The sequence below is a fragment of the Rhodanobacter geophilus genome (assembly GCF_040812275.1).
GTDB classification, from domain to species: Bacteria; Pseudomonadota; Gammaproteobacteria; order Xanthomonadales; family Rhodanobacteraceae; genus Rhodanobacter_A; species Rhodanobacter_A geophilus.
In genome coordinates this window covers 87,916-103,745 of record NZ_JBFOHL010000001.1, presented here as the reverse complement: position 1 = coordinate 103,745, position 15,830 = coordinate 87,916, and the positions used below count along the sequence as shown (strand labels likewise).

Annotated in this window: 10 protein-coding genes; 7 read left to right on the top strand and 3 right to left on the bottom strand. The window is 70.0% G+C overall.

The features are described 5' to 3' along the window. Positions 1–145: 145 nt before the first annotated feature. The 6 genes from rpoH (at position 146) to ABQJ56_RS00425 (ending at position 9,109) form a co-directional block, all read left to right on the top strand. On the top strand, positions 146–1,003 hold the full coding sequence (rpoH, locus tag ABQJ56_RS00450; protein ID WP_367843018.1) for an RNA polymerase sigma factor RpoH: 858 nt from the start codon (positions 146–148) through the stop codon (positions 1,001–1,003). 103 nt (positions 1,004–1,106) lie between these two features. Then, positions 1,107–1,784 carry a response regulator transcription factor gene (locus tag ABQJ56_RS00445; RefSeq protein ID WP_367843017.1) on the top strand — a complete coding sequence of 226 codons (678 nt, stop codon included), beginning with the start codon at positions 1,107–1,109 and terminating at the stop codon, positions 1,782–1,784. Continuing rightward, positions 1,768–3,153, top strand: a complete 1,386-nt coding sequence (locus tag ABQJ56_RS00440) for a sensor histidine kinase (RefSeq protein WP_367843016.1) — start codon at positions 1,768–1,770, stop codon at positions 3,151–3,153. The genes ABQJ56_RS00445 and ABQJ56_RS00440 overlap by 17 nt, the downstream gene beginning before the upstream one ends. 125 nt (positions 3,154–3,278) lie before the next feature. Then, positions 3,279–6,485 (top strand): efflux RND transporter permease subunit, encoded by a 3,207-nt coding sequence (locus tag ABQJ56_RS00435; RefSeq protein WP_367843015.1) that lies wholly within the window; start codon positions 3,279–3,281, stop codon positions 6,483–6,485. Next, the gene (locus ABQJ56_RS00430) at positions 6,472–7,662 is read left to right on the top strand and encodes an efflux RND transporter periplasmic adaptor subunit (protein WP_367843014.1); all 1,191 of its coding nucleotides are present in this window, start codon (positions 6,472–6,474) and stop codon (positions 7,660–7,662) included. Before ABQJ56_RS00435 ends, ABQJ56_RS00430 begins: the two co-directional genes overlap by 14 nt. Continuing rightward, positions 7,649–9,109, top strand: coding sequence for an efflux transporter outer membrane subunit (locus ABQJ56_RS00425; RefSeq protein WP_367843013.1), 1,461 nt, complete (start codon positions 7,649–7,651; stop codon positions 9,107–9,109). Before ABQJ56_RS00430 ends, ABQJ56_RS00425 begins: the two co-directional genes overlap by 14 nt. A gap of 33 nt (positions 9,110–9,142) precedes the next feature. Here the strand turns inward: ABQJ56_RS00425 and ABQJ56_RS00420 are convergent, their stop codons facing one another. From ABQJ56_RS00420 to ABQJ56_RS00410, 3 genes are all read right to left on the bottom strand, one after another. After that, positions 9,143–10,411 (bottom strand): NAD(P)/FAD-dependent oxidoreductase, encoded by a 1,269-nt coding sequence (locus ABQJ56_RS00420; protein ID WP_367843012.1) that lies wholly within the window; start codon positions 10,409–10,411, stop codon positions 9,143–9,145. Positions 10,412–10,522: 111 nt separating this feature from the next. Beyond that, positions 10,523–12,703: a primosomal protein N' gene (locus ABQJ56_RS00415; RefSeq protein WP_367843011.1), complete on the bottom strand. Its 2,181-nt coding sequence runs from the start codon at positions 12,701–12,703 to the stop codon at positions 10,523–10,525. Positions 12,704–13,119: 416 nt separating this feature from the next. After that, positions 13,120–14,274 carry a DUF3667 domain-containing protein gene (locus ABQJ56_RS00410; protein ID WP_367843010.1) on the bottom strand — a complete coding sequence of 385 codons (1,155 nt, stop codon included), beginning with the start codon at positions 14,272–14,274 and terminating at the stop codon, positions 13,120–13,122. A 101-nt stretch (positions 14,275–14,375) separates the two neighbouring features. On the opposite strand from ABQJ56_RS00410, the gene ABQJ56_RS00405 reads away from it, so the two are divergent. Beyond that, complete coding sequence (locus ABQJ56_RS00405; protein ID WP_367843009.1) at positions 14,376–15,788, top strand: MATE family efflux transporter; 1,413 nt, start codon at positions 14,376–14,378, stop codon at positions 15,786–15,788. The last annotated feature ends 42 nt before the right edge of the window (positions 15,789–15,830 follow it).

The window sequence follows — 15,830 nt, the reverse complement described above, 5'->3', positions numbered from 1 at the left end:
TGCCCGGCTCCGCTGCCGGGTGCAGGATGGACAAGCGGCCCATATTCCTGTACGATTCGGTTCACTAAAAGCCGCGAACTATCCGCGGCTTTAGCACTCCAAGCACCGGAGTGCTAACCTGAAGCCCTTGCATCGGAGGTTTCACATGTCCCAAGCCCTGGCGACCACCAACCTGTCGCTGCCCAGCGTGGTCGGCAGCCTGGATGCCTACATCTCGGCCGTGCACCGCATTCCGGTGCTGAGCCAGGATGAGGAGCAGGCGCTGTCGCGCCGCTACAACGAAGAAGAGGATCTGGCTTCGGCCAGGAAGCTGGTGATGTCGCACCTGCGTTTCGTGGTGCACGTGGCGCGTGGCTATTCCGGTTACGGCCTGCAGCTGGCCGACCTGATCCAGGAAGGCAACATCGGCCTGATGAAGGCGGTGAAGCGTTTCGACCCCGACCAGGGCGTGCGCCTGGTCAGCTTCGCGGTGCACTGGATCCGCGCCGAGATGCACGAGTTCATCCTGAAGAACTGGCGCATCGTGAAGGTCGCCACCACCAAGGCGCAGCGCAAGCTGTTCTTCAACCTGCGCAAGAGCAAGAAGCGCCTGGGCTGGATGAATGCGGCCGAGGTGAGCGCGGTAGCGCGGGACCTGGGCGTGCCCGAGGCCACGGTGCGCGAGATGGAATCGCGCCTGTCCGGCCGCGACATCGGCTTCGAGGCGCCGGCGGATGCCGACGACGACGCCAAGCCCGCGCCGGAGGCGTTCCTGATCGACGAAGGCGCCGACCCGTACGACAACGTGGCCGAGGCCGACCAGAGCGACAACCAGCTGGCGACGCTGTCCACCGCCATGGAGAAGCTGGACGAGCGTTCGCGCCACATCATCCAGCGCCGCTGGCTGGACGAGGACAAGGCCACGCTGCAGGAACTGGCCGACGAATACGGCGTCTCCGCCGAGCGCATCCGCCAGGTCGAGGCGAACGCGATGAAGAAGATGCGCGGCCTGTTCGCCGCCTGATCCGGTTCCCGGCCGACAGGACGGTTGGAACGGCCTCCCCGCGGAGGCCGTTTCCGTTCCGGAAGCTGGGCGGCGAACATTCCGCGGCCACGCTGGAATCACCATGCCACGCATCCTGGTCATCGAAGACGACGAAGTCACCGCGCGCGAGATCGTCGCCGAACTGGGCGCGCACGGCATGGCGGCGGACCGCGCCGCCACCGGCTGCGCCGGCCTGGAGCGCGCGCTGGCCGGCGGCTACGACCTGATCACGCTGGACCGCATGCTGCCGGGCATGAGCGGCATCGACGTCATCACCACGCTGCGCGAGCGGCACGTGGACACGCCGGTGCTGGTGATCAGCGCGTTGAGCGAGGTGGACGAACGCGTGCGCGGCCTGCGCGCAGGCGGCGACGACTACCTCACCAAGCCGTTCGCGCCCGACGAGATGGCGGCGCGGGTCGAGGTGCTGTTGCGGCGGCGCCAGCCGCAGGCGGAGAATCGCCTGCGCGTGGCCGACCTGGAACTTGACCTGGTGCGGCACGTCGCCAGCCGCGGCGGCCAGCCGTTGTCGCTGCTGCCCACCGAATACCGGCTGCTGGAGTTTCTCATGCGCAATTCCGGCCAGGTGCTCAGCCGCACGATGATCTTCGAGCACGTCTGGGGCTTCCATTTCGATCCCGGCACCAACGTGATCGACGTGCACATCGGCCGGCTGCGCCGCAAGATCGACGTCGCGGGCCTGCCCGCGCTGATCCACACCGTGCGCGGCTCGGGATATCGCGTTGCGCCCGCTGATTGACGTCTGGCGCTCGGCCACCTCGCGCCTGATCCTGATCTACGGCGCGCTGTTCGTGGTGTGGAGCGTGGTGCTGCTGGGCGCGATCCAGTGGGAGAGCTCGCGCTACCTCACCCACGTGCTCGACCAGATCGTGTCGCAGCGCATGCAGTACCTCGTGCAGACGGACGCCGCGCACCTGCCGCAGGCGGTGGACGCGTCGGGCACGCTCGACCCGCACGGCATCATGTCGGCAGGCCTGTTCGACGCGCGCGGCAAGCCATTGGCCGGCAACATCGCCAGCCTGCCGCAAGGGCTGGTGGCCGATGGCCAACTGCACCTGCTGCCCAGGGGCGTGGTGCGCACCGATCGCCTGCGCAGCGACGTCAGCGCGCGTGCGATGGCGCAGCGGCTCGCCAATGGCGAGCAGCTGGTGCTGGCCAAGGACACCAGCACGATCGACGGGCTGGGCGCGATCATCCGCCGCACCCTGCTGTGGGGTCTGTCGCTGACGGTGATCCCCGGACTGCTCGGCGGCCTGCTGCTCAGCCGCGGCCCGGCGCGGCGCATCCGCGCGATCCAGCTCGCCACCGAGCCGATCCAGCGCGGCGACCTCACCCGGCGCCTTCCGGTGGGCCGGCGTGGCGACGAGCTGGACGTGCTGGCCGGCATCGTCAACACCATGCTGGGCGAGATCGAGCGCCTGATGGGCGAGGTGAAGGGCGTCTGCGACAACATCGCGCACGACCTGCGCACGCCGCTGACGCGCCTGCGCGCACGGCTCCATCGCGCCCAGCAGCAACTGGACGGCCGGCCGGAGGCGGCGCTGGTGGAGGCCTGCGTGATCGACATCGACGCCGTGCTGGCGCGCTTCCGCGCCCTGCTGCGGGTGTCTGAACTGGAAGACACGCACCGCAGCGCCTGCTTCAGCGGAGTGGATCTGGAGCGCGTACTGCAGCAGGTGCATGACTTCTATGCGCCGCTGGCCGAGGACCGCGGCCTGCGCTTCCTGCTGGAGCTGGCGCCGCTGGCCCCGCTGCGCGGCGATGCGCACCTGCTGTTCGAGGCCTTCGCCAACCTGGTCGGCAACGCGATCAAGTTCACGCCCGCCGGCGGCCGCGTGCTGCTGCGTGCGCGGATGGAGCGCAACGGCCCGCGCGTGGACGTGGTGGATGGCGGTCCCGGCATCCCCGCCGGCGAGCGCGACGCGGTGACGCGGCGCTTCTACCGCGGCGACAACAGCCGCAGCACGCCGGGTTCGGGCCTGGGTCTCAGCATCGTCAGTGCCATCGTGCGCCTGCACGGCTACAGCCTGGAGATCGGCGACGACGAAGGCGGCGGCGCGTGCATCAGCATGCATTGCCTGACGGTGGCGGCGGTCGAGGCGGCGTAGCCGGCGAAGCCTTTCCCGCAAGCGGAAGAGGGGGCGGGGCCGGCACATGAAATTATCTTCATGAAGCCCGGCGCACTCCGCGTGGGAGAATTTCCGCGACGCACCATCCGCGCTCGGGAATCCCCATGATTGGCCTGGTCAGGATCGCACTTTCGCGGCCGTATACCTTTGTCGTCTTCTCCCTGCTCATCCTGATCACCGGCGCGCTCGCGGCGCTGCGCATGCCGGTGGACATCTTCCCGAGCATCAACATCCCGGTGATCGCGGTGGCCTGGCAGTACACCGGCCTGCCGCCCGCCCAGATGGCCGGCCGCATCGACACCCCGTTCGAGCGCGCGCTCACCACCACGGTGGACGACATCGAGCACATCGAGGCGAACTCGTACAGCACCTTCGGCATCGTCAAGATCTTCTTCCACCCGGGCGCCAACATCGCCACCGCCAACGCGCAGGTCACCGCGATCGCGCAGACCCTGCTCAAGCAGATGCCGCCGGGCACCACGCCGCCGCTGATCATCAACTACAGCGCCTCGACCGTGCCGATCATCCAGCTGGCGCTGTCGGGCAAGGGCCTGAGCGAGCAGAACCTGACCGACCTCGGCATCAACCAGGTGCGCACCCGGCTGGTGACGGTGGAGGGCGCGGGCATCCCGTACCCGTTCGGCGGCAGGACGCCGCAGGTGATGTTCGACCTCGATCCCGCCGCGCTGCAGGCGCGCGGCCTCACCGGCAACGACGTCGCCAATGCGCTGGCCGCGCAGAACCTGCTGACGCCGGTGGGCACGCAGAAGGTCGGCGACACCGAGTACGTGGTCAACCTCAACAACGCGCCGTCGGATCTCGAAGACCTCGCCAACCTGCCGATCAAGACGGTGAACGGCGCGATGGTCTACATGCGCGACGTGGCCAACGTGCACTTCGGCAGCGCGGTGCAGACCAACATGGTGCACGTGGACGGCAGCCGCTCGATCCTGCTCAGCGTGTTCAAGAGCGGAGCCACCTCCACGCTGGACATCATCAGCGGCATCAAGAAGATGCTGGCGGAGATCCGGCCGTCGCTGCCCGACGCGCTGCAGGTCAAGCCGGTGGGCGACCAGTCGGTGTTCGTCAGCGCGGCGGTGAGCGGGGTGATCCGCGAGGGCGTGATCGCGGCGGCGCTGACCAGCCTGATGATCCTGCTGTTCCTGGGCAGCTGGCGCTCGACGGTGATCATCGCCGTGTCGATCCCGCTGGCGGTGCTGGGTTCGGTCGCCCTGCTGTCGGCGCTGGGCGAGACGCTCAACATCATGACCCTGGGCGGCCTGGCGCTGGCGGTGGGCATCCTGGTGGACGACGCCACGGTGACCATCGAGAACATCAACTGGCACCTGGAGCACGGCAAGGACGTGGAGACCGCGATCATGGACGGCGCGGCGCAGATCGTGACGCCGGCCTTCGTCTCGCTGCTGTGCATCTGCATCGTGTTCGTGCCGATGTTCTTCCTGCAGGGCGTGGCGCGCTACCTGTTCGTGCCGATGGCCGAGGCGGTGATGTTCGCGATGGTCTGCTCGTTCTTCCTGTCGCGCACGCTGGTGCCGACGATGGCGAAGTACCTGCTCAAGCCGCACGCGCCGCACACCGACGAACACGGCACCAGCGCGGCGCTGCCGCCGTCGCGCAATCCGCTGGTGCGCTTCCAGCGCCGCTTCGAGGCGCGCTTCGAGAGGATCCGCGGCGGCTACCACGACCTGCTCGGCGTGGCCCTGCACCACCGCCGCGGCTTCACCCTGGGCTTCCTGGCCTTCGTGGTGCTGTCGTTCGCACTCGCGCCGTTCCTCGGCCGCAACTTCTTCCCGTCGGTGGACGCCGGACAGATGCTGATCCACGCGCGCGTGCGGGTCGGCACGCGGCTGGAGGGAACCGCCGCGCAGTTCGGCCACATCGAGCAGGCGATCCGCCAGATCATCCCGCCGCGCGACCTGGACACGGTGGCCGACAACATCGGCGCGCCGTTCCTCTCCTCGATCAACACCATCTACAACAACACCGGCACGATCGGCGAGCAGGACGGCGACATCCAGATCGCGCTGCGCGAAGGGCACGCGCCCACCGACGGCTACGTCAAGCGCCTGCGCGAGGAACTGCCGAGGCGCTTCCCCGGCGTGACCTTCTCGTTCCTGCCGGCGGACATCGTCAGCCAGATCCTCAACTTCGGCACGCCGGCGCCGATCGAGCTGCAGGTGCGCGGCCGCGACCTGCCGGCGGATTTCGCCTACGCCAACAAGCTGCTGGCGCAGGTCCGCCGCGTCACCGGCGTGGCCGACGCGCGCATCCAGCAGTCGCAGTCGCTGCCCACGGTGGACGTGGATCTCGACCGCACGCGCGCGCAGTACGTCGGCGCCACCCCGCGTGACGTCACCAACAGCATGGTGGTGAACCTCGCCGGCAGCAGCCAGGTGGCGCCGACGTTCTGGCTCAACCCGAAGAACGGCATCACCTATCCCATCGTGATGCAGACGCCGCAGTACCGGATGGATACCTCCGCCGCGCTGGCGGACATGCCGGTCAACGCCGTGGGCAGCCCGACCACGGTGCTTGGCGGCATCGCCGACATCAAGTACGGCCGCGCCGACGCGGTGGTGTCGGAGTACAACATCCAGCCGATGGTGCAGATCTTCGCCAGCACGCAGGGGCGCGACCTCGGCGCGGTGGCGGCCGACATCCAGAAGATCATAGCCGCCAACGCCAAGGATGCGCCCAAGGGCGCCACCGTGGCCCTGCTCGGCCAGGTACAGACGATGAACACGGCGTTCAACGGCCTGCTGCTCGGCCTGCTCGGCGCGATCGGCCTGATCTATTTCCTGATCGTGGTGAACTTCCAGTCCTGGTCCGACCCGTTCGTGATCATCACCGCGCTGCCCGCCGCGCTGGCCGGCATCGTGTGGATGCTGTTCGCCAGCCACACCACGCTGTCGGTGCCGGCGCTCACCGGCGCGATCATGTGCATGGGCGTGGCCACCGCCAACTCGATCCTGGTGGTGAGCTTCTGCCGCGAGCGGCTGGCCGAGCACGGCGACGCGGCGCGGGCCGCGCTGGAAGCCGGCTTCGTGCGCTTCCGCCCGGTCTGCATGACCGCGCTGGCGATGGTGATCGGCATGCTGCCGATGGCGCTGGCGCTGGGCGAGGGCGGCGAGCAGAACGCACCGCTCGGCCGCGCGGTGATCGGCGGCCTGGTGTTCGCCACGGTGTCCACCCTGTTCTTCGTCCCTGTCGTGTTCAGCATCATCCATCGGCGCTACGGCGAGAAGCATGCGCCGCAAGGCCATTCCGGAGAGATCCATGTCCCAGCTTGATCCGCACACCCCGCCGCAAGCCGCAGCACCACGCGGCCTGCGCACGGCCGGCATCGCCGCTGCCGTGGTGGCCGCGATCGTCGTCGTCTACGGCCTGGTCAGCCGCGTCCACGGCACGGAACAGATGCGCGACTGGACGCAGCAGCAGGCGCTGCCGGTGGTCGCGGTGGTGCAGCCGGAGATGGCCGCGGGCCAGCCCACCCTGCAATTGCCGGGTCGCTTGCAGGCCTTCGTGAGCGCACCGATCTACGCGCGCGTTTCCGGCTACCTCAAGAGCTGGAACACCGACATCGGCGCGCACGTGAAGAAGGGTGACCTGCTCGGCACCATCGAGACGCCGGACGTCGACCAGCAGCTCGCGCAGGCGCAGGCCAGCCTCGGCGTCGCCAGGGCCAATGCGCGGCTGGCGCAGATCAGCGCCAGCCGCTGGCAGGCGATGGCCGGCACCGATGCGGTGGCGCAGCAGGACATCGACCAGCGCACCAGCGCGCTCAACGCGGCCGAGGCCCAGGTCAAGGCGGCGCAGGCGCAGGTGGACCAGCTCGAAGTCGAGAAGGGCTTCGCCAAACTCGTCGCGCCGTTCGACGGCACTGTCACCGCGCGCGATACCGACGTGGGCGCGCTGATCAACGTCGGCAGCGGCGCCGGCCCGGAACTGTTCGTGGTGTCCGACACCAGCAAGCTGCGCCTGTACGTCAACGTGCCGCAGAACTACGTGCCACAGGTGCCGAAGGGCACGCGCGCGGTGCTGCGCGTGCCGGAGCACCCGGGCCGGACCTATACGGCCACCGTGCTCGACTCGGCGGGGGCGGTCAACGCTTCCAGCGGCACCACGCTGATGCAGTTGCTGGTGGACAACCGCAAGGGCGAACTGATGCCCGGCGGTTTCGCCAGCGTGGAGCTGGATCTCGGCGCGGCCCGCAACGACCTGAGCGTGCCGTCCAGCGCGCTGGTCTTCAACGGCAAGGGCATGCAGGTGGCCACGCTGGGCGCCGACGACAGCGTCACGTTCAAGCCGGTGACGGTGTTGCGCGATGACGGCAAGCATGCCGTGATCGGCTCCGGCCTCGAAGCCGGCGACAAGGTGATCGACAGCCCGCCGGACGGCATCGGCACGGGCGACCACGTGCGCGTGGCCGGGCAGCCGCAGGCGGACGACTCCCATGCGAAGGGCTGATCGCTTCCTGCTCGCGCTGCCGGTGGCCGCGGCGCTGGCCGGCTGCAATCTCGCACCGGCCTACAAGGTGCCGGCCACGCCGGTGGCCGCGCAGTACAGGGACACCGGCGCGTGGGTGGTGGCGCAGCCTTCCGACCAGTTGCCGCGTGCCGACTGGTGGTCACTGTATGGCGACCCGCAGCTCGACCAGTTGCAGCAGCGCCTGCTCGCCAACAACGCCGACCTCGCCGCCGCGCTGGCGCATTACCAGCAGGCACAGGCGCTGTTCCGTGAAGCGCGCTCCGGCTATTTTCCGCAGATCGGTGCCGGCGCGGGCGCCGTTCGCCAGCGCCAGTCCGACACCGCGCCGATGCGCAGTCCCACCGCGCCGGCGGACTACGACACCTACACCGCCGGTGCGCAGCTCAGCTACGAAGTGGACCTGTGGGGCCAGGTGCGCGACAGCGTCGCCGCCGGCAGGGACGAGGCGCAAGCCACGGCGGCCGACCTCGCCTCCGCGCAACTCAGCCTGCAGGCGCAGCTCGCCGACAGCTACCTCGCGCTGCGCGGCCTCGACCAGCAATTGCAGCTCCTGCAGCAAAGCCTCGATGCCTACCGCAAGGCGCTGCAGCTCACCCAGACCCTGCACAACGGCGGCATCGTCTCCGGCCTGGACGTGGCGCGCGCGCAGACGCAGCTGTCCACGGTGAAATCGCAGTGGTCGCAGACCATGGCCCAGCGCGAGCAGATGCAGGACGCCATCGCCGTGCTGGTGGGCGAGTCCGCCGCGCAGTTCAGCCTGCCGGCGCAGACGGCGGCCCTCCCGCTGCCGCAGATTCCGCTGGCCGTGCCCTCGACCCTGCTGCAGCGGCGCCCCGACATCGCCGCCGCCGAACGCCGCACCGCCGAAGCCAATGCCGAAATCGGCGTGGCGCGCTCGGCGTATTTCCCGTCCCTGACCTTGAATGCGCAAGGCGGCTTCCTCAGCAAGCGCTACGCCGACCTGCTCACCGCACCCAACCATGTCTGGGCGCTCGGCCCCTCGCTGCTGTTCGACCTGTTCGACGGCGGCTTGCGCAAGGCGCAGGTCGCCGCCGCCAGGGCCGCGGCAGACGAAGCCGGCGCGAAATACCGCGGCGTGGTGCTCGGCGCGTTCCAGCAGGTGCAGGACAGCCTCGCCCAGCTCGACCGCCTCGGCGCCGCGATGGTCGACCAGCAGGCCGCCGCGGCCGCCGCGCAACGCTCGCTGGATCTGGCGATGAAGCAGTACAAGGTCGGCGCCGCCAGCTACCTCGACGTGGTGCAGGCGCAGACCGCGGCCCTGCAGGCGCAAAGCGGCGTACTGAGCCTGGGCACGCAGCAGTTGCGCGCCAGCGTGCAGCTCATCCGCGCGCTGGGCGGCGGCTGGTCGCGCGAGCAGTTGGCGAGGAAGCCGGCGCATGGCGGCGGCGCGACGGGCGGCAGCTGAAACCCGCGGCCATCCATCGGGCCGCAGGCGTTGTCAGTGTCGGTGGGTGGCCTCGTCATCCACGCCGGTGATGATTCGGGCGTGGCGTTCCTGGGTCCAGTACGCCATGGCCCAGTCCAGCATCACCACCAGCCGGTTGCGGAAGCCGATCAGGAACCAGATGTGCGCGCCCAGCCAGATCCACCAGGCGGGCAGGCCGGACAGTCGCAGCCTGCCGAACTGCGCCACCGCCGCCATGCGACCGATGGTGGCCAGGGATCCGGCGTCGCGGTAGCGGAATGGCATGGCGCGGGTGTCGCCGCGCAGGCGGGCAGCGAGCAGTCGCCCGGCGTGCAGGCCCATCTGCTTGGCGGCGGGTGCCACGCCCGGCACCGGGCGGCCATCCTGCTGCACGCTGGCGAGATCGCCGAGCACCAGCACCTCGGGATGATCGGGCAGGCTGAGGTCGGGTCGCACGAGTACGCGGCCCGCGCGATCCAGCGGCGTGCCGAGCATGCGGCCCAGCGGCGAAGCGGCCACGCCGGCGGCCCACAGCACGGTGCGCGCCGCGACACGTTGTCCACCCAGCGTCACGCCCGCGTCATCCACCGCGGTCACCGCCTGGCCCAGGCGCACCTGCACGCCCAGGTGCTCCAGCTGGCGCTGCGCCTTGGCCGACAGCGCCGGATCGAACGCGGCCAGCACGCGCGGTCCCGCCTCCACCAGCAGGATGTTGGCCGCGCGCGGCTGGGCGCGGCGGAACTCGCCGGCCAGCGTGTGCCGCGCGATCTCGGCCAGCGTGCCGGCCAGTTCCACGCCGGTGGCGCCGCCGCCCACTACCACGAAATCGAGCCAGGCCTGGCGACGGGCGGGATCGTCTTCCTGCTCGGCGCGCTCGAACGCGGTGAGCACGCAGCGGCGGATCGCCAGCGCGTCGTCCAGCGACTTCAGCCCCGGCGCATCGGCAGCCCAGTCGTCGTGGCCGAAATAGGCGTGCGCAGCGCCGGTGGCGACGAGCAGCCAGTCGTAGTCCAGCCGTTCGCGGGCGAGCTGCACGCGGCGTTGCACGAGGTCGATGCCGGTGACCTCGTCCATCAGCACGGTGACGTTGCGCTGGTGGCGCAGGATCTGCCGCAGCGGCGCGGCGATCGAAGGTGCCGACAGGCCCGCGGTGGCGACCTGGTACAGCAACGGCTGGAACAGGTGATGGTTGTGGCGGTCGACCAGGGTGATGCGTGCTGCTGCGTGGGCCAGCGCGCGGGTGGCGGAGAGTCCGCCGAAACCGCCGCCGAGTATCACGATGTGGGGCAGTGCATCGGGCATGGCACGATTCCTTGAGGCACTGTGCCCATTGTAGGCGCGCACCGGGTACGCGACGGCTCGTGCGCTGATCGGAGCAAAAGCATTCGTGCGCAGGGTGTGCTGCTGCGAGGTTCAGTAAAGGTCGATCGGATCCACGTCCAGCGACCAGCGCACCTTGCGCGCGGCGGGCAGATGCACGAGCTGCGCGGCCCAGGGGCGCAGCGCGGCGTGCAGTTCGCGGCGGTTCGCGGCTTCCAGCAGCAGCTGGCCGCGCTGGCGGCCGGCGCGCAGCGGCATCGGCGCAGGCATCGGGCCGGCGACCTGCAGGCCGTGGCCCGGCGGCAGCGCCGCGCAGGCTGCGGCGAGGAAGGTGTCGACCGCTGTGCGCTGCGCGGCTTCCGCGCGCAGCAGCACCTGGTGCGCATACGGCGGCAGCATGACTTGCCGCCGCTCGGCGAGCAGGCTCTGCGCGGCGGCGGCATAGCCCTGTGCCAGCAACTGGCGCAGCAACGGGTGGTCGGGGTGGTGGGTCTGCAGCAGCACGCGGCCCGGCTTGGTGGCGCGGCCGGCGCGGCCGGCCACCTGCACCAGCTGCTGGGCCAGCCGTTCGCTGGCGCGGAAGTCCACGCTGAGCAGGCCCTCGTCCACGCCTGCGATGGCGACCAGGGTGAGGTTGGGCAGGTCGTGGCCCTTGGCCAGCATCTGGGTGCCGACCAGGATCGCGGGCTTTGCCTCGTCGCGCAGCCCGTCCAGCAGGTGCTCGAAGGCGTCGCGCCGCCGCGTCGTCTCGCGGTCGATGCGCAGCACGGGCACGTCGGGGAAGCGCGCGGCCAGCGCCTCCTCCAGCCGCTCGGTACCCTGGCCCTGCGGCTTCAGTTCGGCGGCACCGCAGGCCGGGCAGGCGGCGGGGATGCGTGCGTGGTGGTCGCAGTGGTGGCAGACCAGTGCGCGCCGTCCGGCATGCAGGGTCAGCGGGCGTTCGCAGCGCGGGCAATCGGCGTGCCAGCCGCAGGCATGGCAGTACAGCACCGGCGCGTAGCCGCGGCGGTTCTTGAACACCAGCGCCTGCTCGCCGCGCGTCACCGTCTCGGCCACGGCATGCAGCAGCGTGGGCGAGAGACCGTGGTCGAGGCGTTGCGCGCGCATGTCCACGATCTGCACGGTGGGCGGATGCACGGCGCCGGGCCTCGCGCGCAGGTGCAGCGCGCGGTAGCGGCCGGCTTCCACGTTGGCCAGCGATTCCAGCGAGGGCGTGCCCGAACCCAGCAGCACCGGCACGCCCAGCGCGCGGGCGCGCACCACGGCGAGGTCGCGCGCGTGGTAGCGGAAGCCGTCCTGCTGCTTGTAGGCGCCGTCGTGTTCCTCGTCAACGATCACCAGCCCGGCCTGCGGCAGCGGGGTGAACACCGCCGAGCGGGTGCCGAGGATCACCTTCGCCTCGCCCGAGCGCGCGCGCAGCCAGGCACGCGCACGCTCGCCTTCGGCGAGGTTGGAGTGGATCACCTCGACCGGCACGCCCAGGCGTTCGCGCAGGCGGCGCAGGGTCTGCGGCGCGAGGCCGATCTCGGGCACCAGCAACAGGCTCTGCCGGCCTTGTGCCAGTGCGCGCTCGATCAGGGCGAGGTAGACCTCGGTCTTGCCGCTGCCGGTGACGCCGTCGAGCAGGAAGGGCTGGTAGTGGCCGAGGCTGCCGGCCACCGCGGCCACGGCGTCCTGCTGCTCCACGCTGAGCGGCGGCGCCGCGCGCGTGGCGAGGGCGCTGCCGGCCGTCCGTTCGCCGCGTTCCACGAGACCGGCCGCAAGCAGTCGTCGTGCCGCCGCGCGCCAGCCGGGCAGGCAGGCGTCCAGTTCGGCGGCACCCAGCGGGCCGGTGGCCAGTTCCGCAAGCAGGGTGCGACTGCCGCCGCGGCGGCTGCCGGCATCCAGCGCGCTGCGCCCGATGATGGTGAGCGACCAGGTTTCCTCGCCCAGCGGCGGCAGCGGCTTCGCCTCGCGCAGGGCCAGCGGCAGCGCGTTCGCGTAGGCCTCGCCGGGGGCGCCCAGCCAGTAGTCGGCGGCCCAGGCCAGGGTCTGCATCAGCTCGACGTCGAGCAGCGGTTCGGCATCCAGAAGACGCAGCGCGCGCTTCAGCCTGCCTGCGCCCACCGCAGGCGCCACGTCGGTGGCCACCACCACGCCGACCGCCTTGCCGCGGCCGAACGGCACCAGCACCCGGCTGCCTGGCCGGACCCCGCCGCCGCTCGCGGGTGGCAGGTAGTCGAACAGGGTCGGCAAGGGCACCGGCAGGGCGACGCGCAGAACGGCAGGCAGCATGGCGGGCAAGTTTAACGGCGGTGTCGAGGCCGCATTCTCCGCACAAGGAGCAAGCGGGGCGGGGCTTGCGGATACATGCTGCTCGCGGGTCGAGGAGTCGGACGCAAGTCACTCAGCCATGCAGGTTTTTTCGCTTATCCACAAAGCCTGTGGACAAGTCTGTGGACGGCACGGGGACGAGGGGCGCCGAAGCGCATGGTGGCGCCCTTCGCGACAGTCTGGACACGTTTTGGTCACGTGAAAAAATGTTTCAATATCAATAGCTTACAATTTTCATCCGGTGAGCGTTCATCGAACGGCCAAGTGGAGAGGAGCGCCTTGACAGCCCAGTGACGCTGTGCAAAACCACGGCCAGATGGCCCCGGCATATGGCGCCGTTGGCAGGCAACACGGCCGCATGAGGCCATGCACGGACGCTAATGCGCCAACCCCAGCATGAACGCGCAGATGAGTACGAAAAAGAGCAGCCAGAAGTAGCACCAGCCGATGCACCAGTACTTCAGCAAGGTCATCGGCCAGCCCTGCCGGTAGATGCGCTTCTGCATCAGCAGCAGGTAGACCGGCGCCCACAGCACCAGGATCCGCTCCAGCCAGTTCAGCGGGTACGTGGTCCACAGCACGTGCGGCTCCAGCCAGCCGGCCAGCGCGGCCAGCAGCGTGCACAGCAGCAGCCACAGGAACAGGAAGGCCTGGCTGTGCAACGCCACGATCAGGTGCTCCATGTAGAGCCGTCGCTTGAACACGTAGAACAGCTTGAGCAGGAGCGCGAACACCGGCACCAGCACCAGCATGGCGCCAGGCAATTTGCCGAAGACGCCATTGATCATGCGATCCTTGGCCGCTTCGCGGCTCACCGCGTCGCCGTGGCGGTAGGCGTGCCAGTTGTCGCGGATGTGCTGGAGCGCCGCGGTCAGTCGCGCGTTGGCAAAACCGGGTAGCCAGCTGATGTGCAGCGGCTGCATCGGCGTGCTGTCGGCATTCCGGTCGATCGCGGGGGCCGTGCCGCCCGTCGCCGGCAGTGGCTGGGCGTGCAACTCGGCCAGTCGCTGGTTGGCAGCCGCGCGCAGCCGTTGTTTCGCGGCGGTTGCCTGCGCGGTCATCGCGTCGTCGCCGAAGGTCTGCACGGCATCCAGCGCGTTGACCTTCTGTTCGAGCAGGTCGCGCACGTCATCCGCGCTGTCGGCCTGCGCGAAATCGACGCCACGGTCGAGCAGCACCTGCTGCTGGTGTCGTTCGACGCTGTGATCGATCGCCGCCGAGGTGGCCAGGTGCAGCACGAAGAAGCACAGCAGGCACAGCACGAACATCAGCCGGAACGGCGCGATGTAGCGCACGCGGCGGCCGGAGAAATATTCCAGCGTGAGGAAGCCGGGCCTGAGGAACAGCGGCGGCAGCGTGTGCACGATGCGGCTGTCGATGTGCAGCACCGTCTCCATGGTTTCCTCGACCATGTGGTGCATCGGCTTGAGTACGCTGTGCATGGACTGGCCGCACTCGTGGCAGTACTCGCCGACCAGTGGCGTGGCGCAGTTGGCGCAGTGCTGGCCTTCGTGGCTGACCATGGATTTCATCGCGTCCCCTCGATTCCGCTGCAGCGCGCGATCTTGGCACAGCCCGCGGCGGCCGTGGCGATCGGCTCGGGTAGAATGATCGTCCGACGGAGCCTCTTCCCATGAAACCGTTTCGCCCCGAACGTGCCCGCGTGCGGCACGAGATCGGCGCCACCGTGCGCCTCGCCGTTCCGCTGATCCTGGCCCAGCTGGCCGCGGTCGGCAGCAACGTGATCGACGCGGTGCTGTCCGGCCACGTCAGTGCCCACGTGCTGGGCGCGGTGGCGGTGGGCGCCAGCATCTGGTCGCTGGCGATCGTCTGCGGCATCGGCATGATGATGGCGGTGCCGCCTTCGGTGGCGCAGCTGGATGGTGCCGGGCGCCGCAGGGAGGTCGGCGGCGTGTTCCGCCAGGCGTTGTGGCTGGCGCTGGTGGTGGGTGCGCTGCTGTGGTTCGCGGTGCGCCACGCGGGCCCGCTGCTCGACCTGATCGGGGTGGCGCCCAGCCTGCGCCACGACGTGGAGCGCTTCCTGTTCGCGATCAGCTGGGGCGCGCCCGCGCTGACCTGCTACTTCGCGCTGCGCGGCCTGTCAGAAGGGCTGTCGCTGACCCGGCCGTCGATGTTCTTCGGCTTCGGCGGCCTCGCGCTGCTGGTGCCGCTGGGTTACGTGCTGATGTTCGGCAGGCTGGGCATCCCGCCGCAGGGTGCGCACGGCTGCGGCATCGCCACCGCCACCGTGCTGTGGCTGGAGATGCTGGGCTTCGGCGCCTACGTGCTGAAGCACCGCAACTACCGTGGGCTGAACCTGCTGGAGCGTTTCGAGTGGCCCGACCGGCGGCGCATCGGCGCCTTGCTGCACATCGGCGTGCCGATGGCGGTGACCCTGCTGGCCGAGGGCGGGCTGTTCGTGGCCGCCGCGCTGGTCATCAGCCGGCTGGGCGAGGATGCGATCGCCAGCCACCAGGTGGCGCTCAACGTCGCCGCGCTGTTCTTCATGATCCCGCTGGGCCTGGCGATGGCGATCACCGTGCGGGTGGGCAACGCGGTGGGCCGCGGCGACGCCCGTGGCGTGCGCTATGCCGGTTTCTGCGGCATCGCGCTGGCCCTGGCCACCCAGCTGCTGTCTTCCATGCTGATGCTGACGCTGCCGCACTTCATCGCCACGCTGTACACGCACGACGCCCGGGTGATCGTGCTGGCGGCGCAGTTGATCGTGCTGGCCGGGGTGTTCCAGTTCTCCGACGGCGTCCAGGTGGCCGCGAACGGCGCGCTGCGCGGGCTCAAGGACACCCGCGTGCCGATGGCGATCACCCTGTTCGCCTACTGGGGCGTGGGCATGCCGGTCGGCTGGTGGCTGGGTTTCCATCGCGGCCTGGGTGCGCGCGGCGTGTGGATGGGCCTGATCGCCGGACTCACGGTGGCGGCGGTGATGCTGTTCACGCGCTTCTGGCGCAGTGCCTGGCGCGAGCGCTGGCGGCGGCACATGGCGGACGCGGCGGAGCCGCCGATTCCGGTCGCTCCCGGCATGACGTGACGCGGCGCGAACGGCTACGCTAGCGGGAACCGCCTACGGGGA

Excerpts from the sequence above, each read along its gene's own strand:
- rpoH (WP_367843018.1), top strand. The coding sequence starts at position 146 with ATGTCCCAAGCCCTGGCGACCACCAACCTGTCGCTGCCCAGCGTGGTC.
- ABQJ56_RS00445 (WP_367843017.1), top strand. The coding sequence starts at position 1,107 with ATGCCACGCATCCTGGTCATCGAAGACGACGAAGTCACCGCGCGCGAG.
- ABQJ56_RS00405 (WP_367843009.1), top strand. The coding sequence starts at position 14,376 with ATGAAACCGTTTCGCCCCGAACGTGCCCGCGTGCGGCACGAGATCGGC.
- ABQJ56_RS00430 (WP_367843014.1), top strand. The coding sequence starts at position 6,472 with ATGTCCCAGCTTGATCCGCACACCCCGCCGCAAGCCGCAGCACCACGC.
- ABQJ56_RS00420 (WP_367843012.1), bottom strand. The coding sequence starts at position 10,411 with ATGCCCGATGCACTGCCCCACATCGTGATACTCGGCGGCGGTTTCGGC.
- ABQJ56_RS00435 (WP_367843015.1), top strand. The coding sequence starts at position 3,279 with ATGATTGGCCTGGTCAGGATCGCACTTTCGCGGCCGTATACCTTTGTC.
- ABQJ56_RS00410 (WP_367843010.1), bottom strand. The coding sequence starts at position 14,274 with ATGAAATCCATGGTCAGCCACGAAGGCCAGCACTGCGCCAACTGCGCC.
- ABQJ56_RS00425 (WP_367843013.1), top strand. The coding sequence starts at position 7,649 with ATGCGAAGGGCTGATCGCTTCCTGCTCGCGCTGCCGGTGGCCGCGGCG.
- ABQJ56_RS00415 (WP_367843011.1), bottom strand. The coding sequence starts at position 12,703 with ATGCTGCCTGCCGTTCTGCGCGTCGCCCTGCCGGTGCCCTTGCCGACC.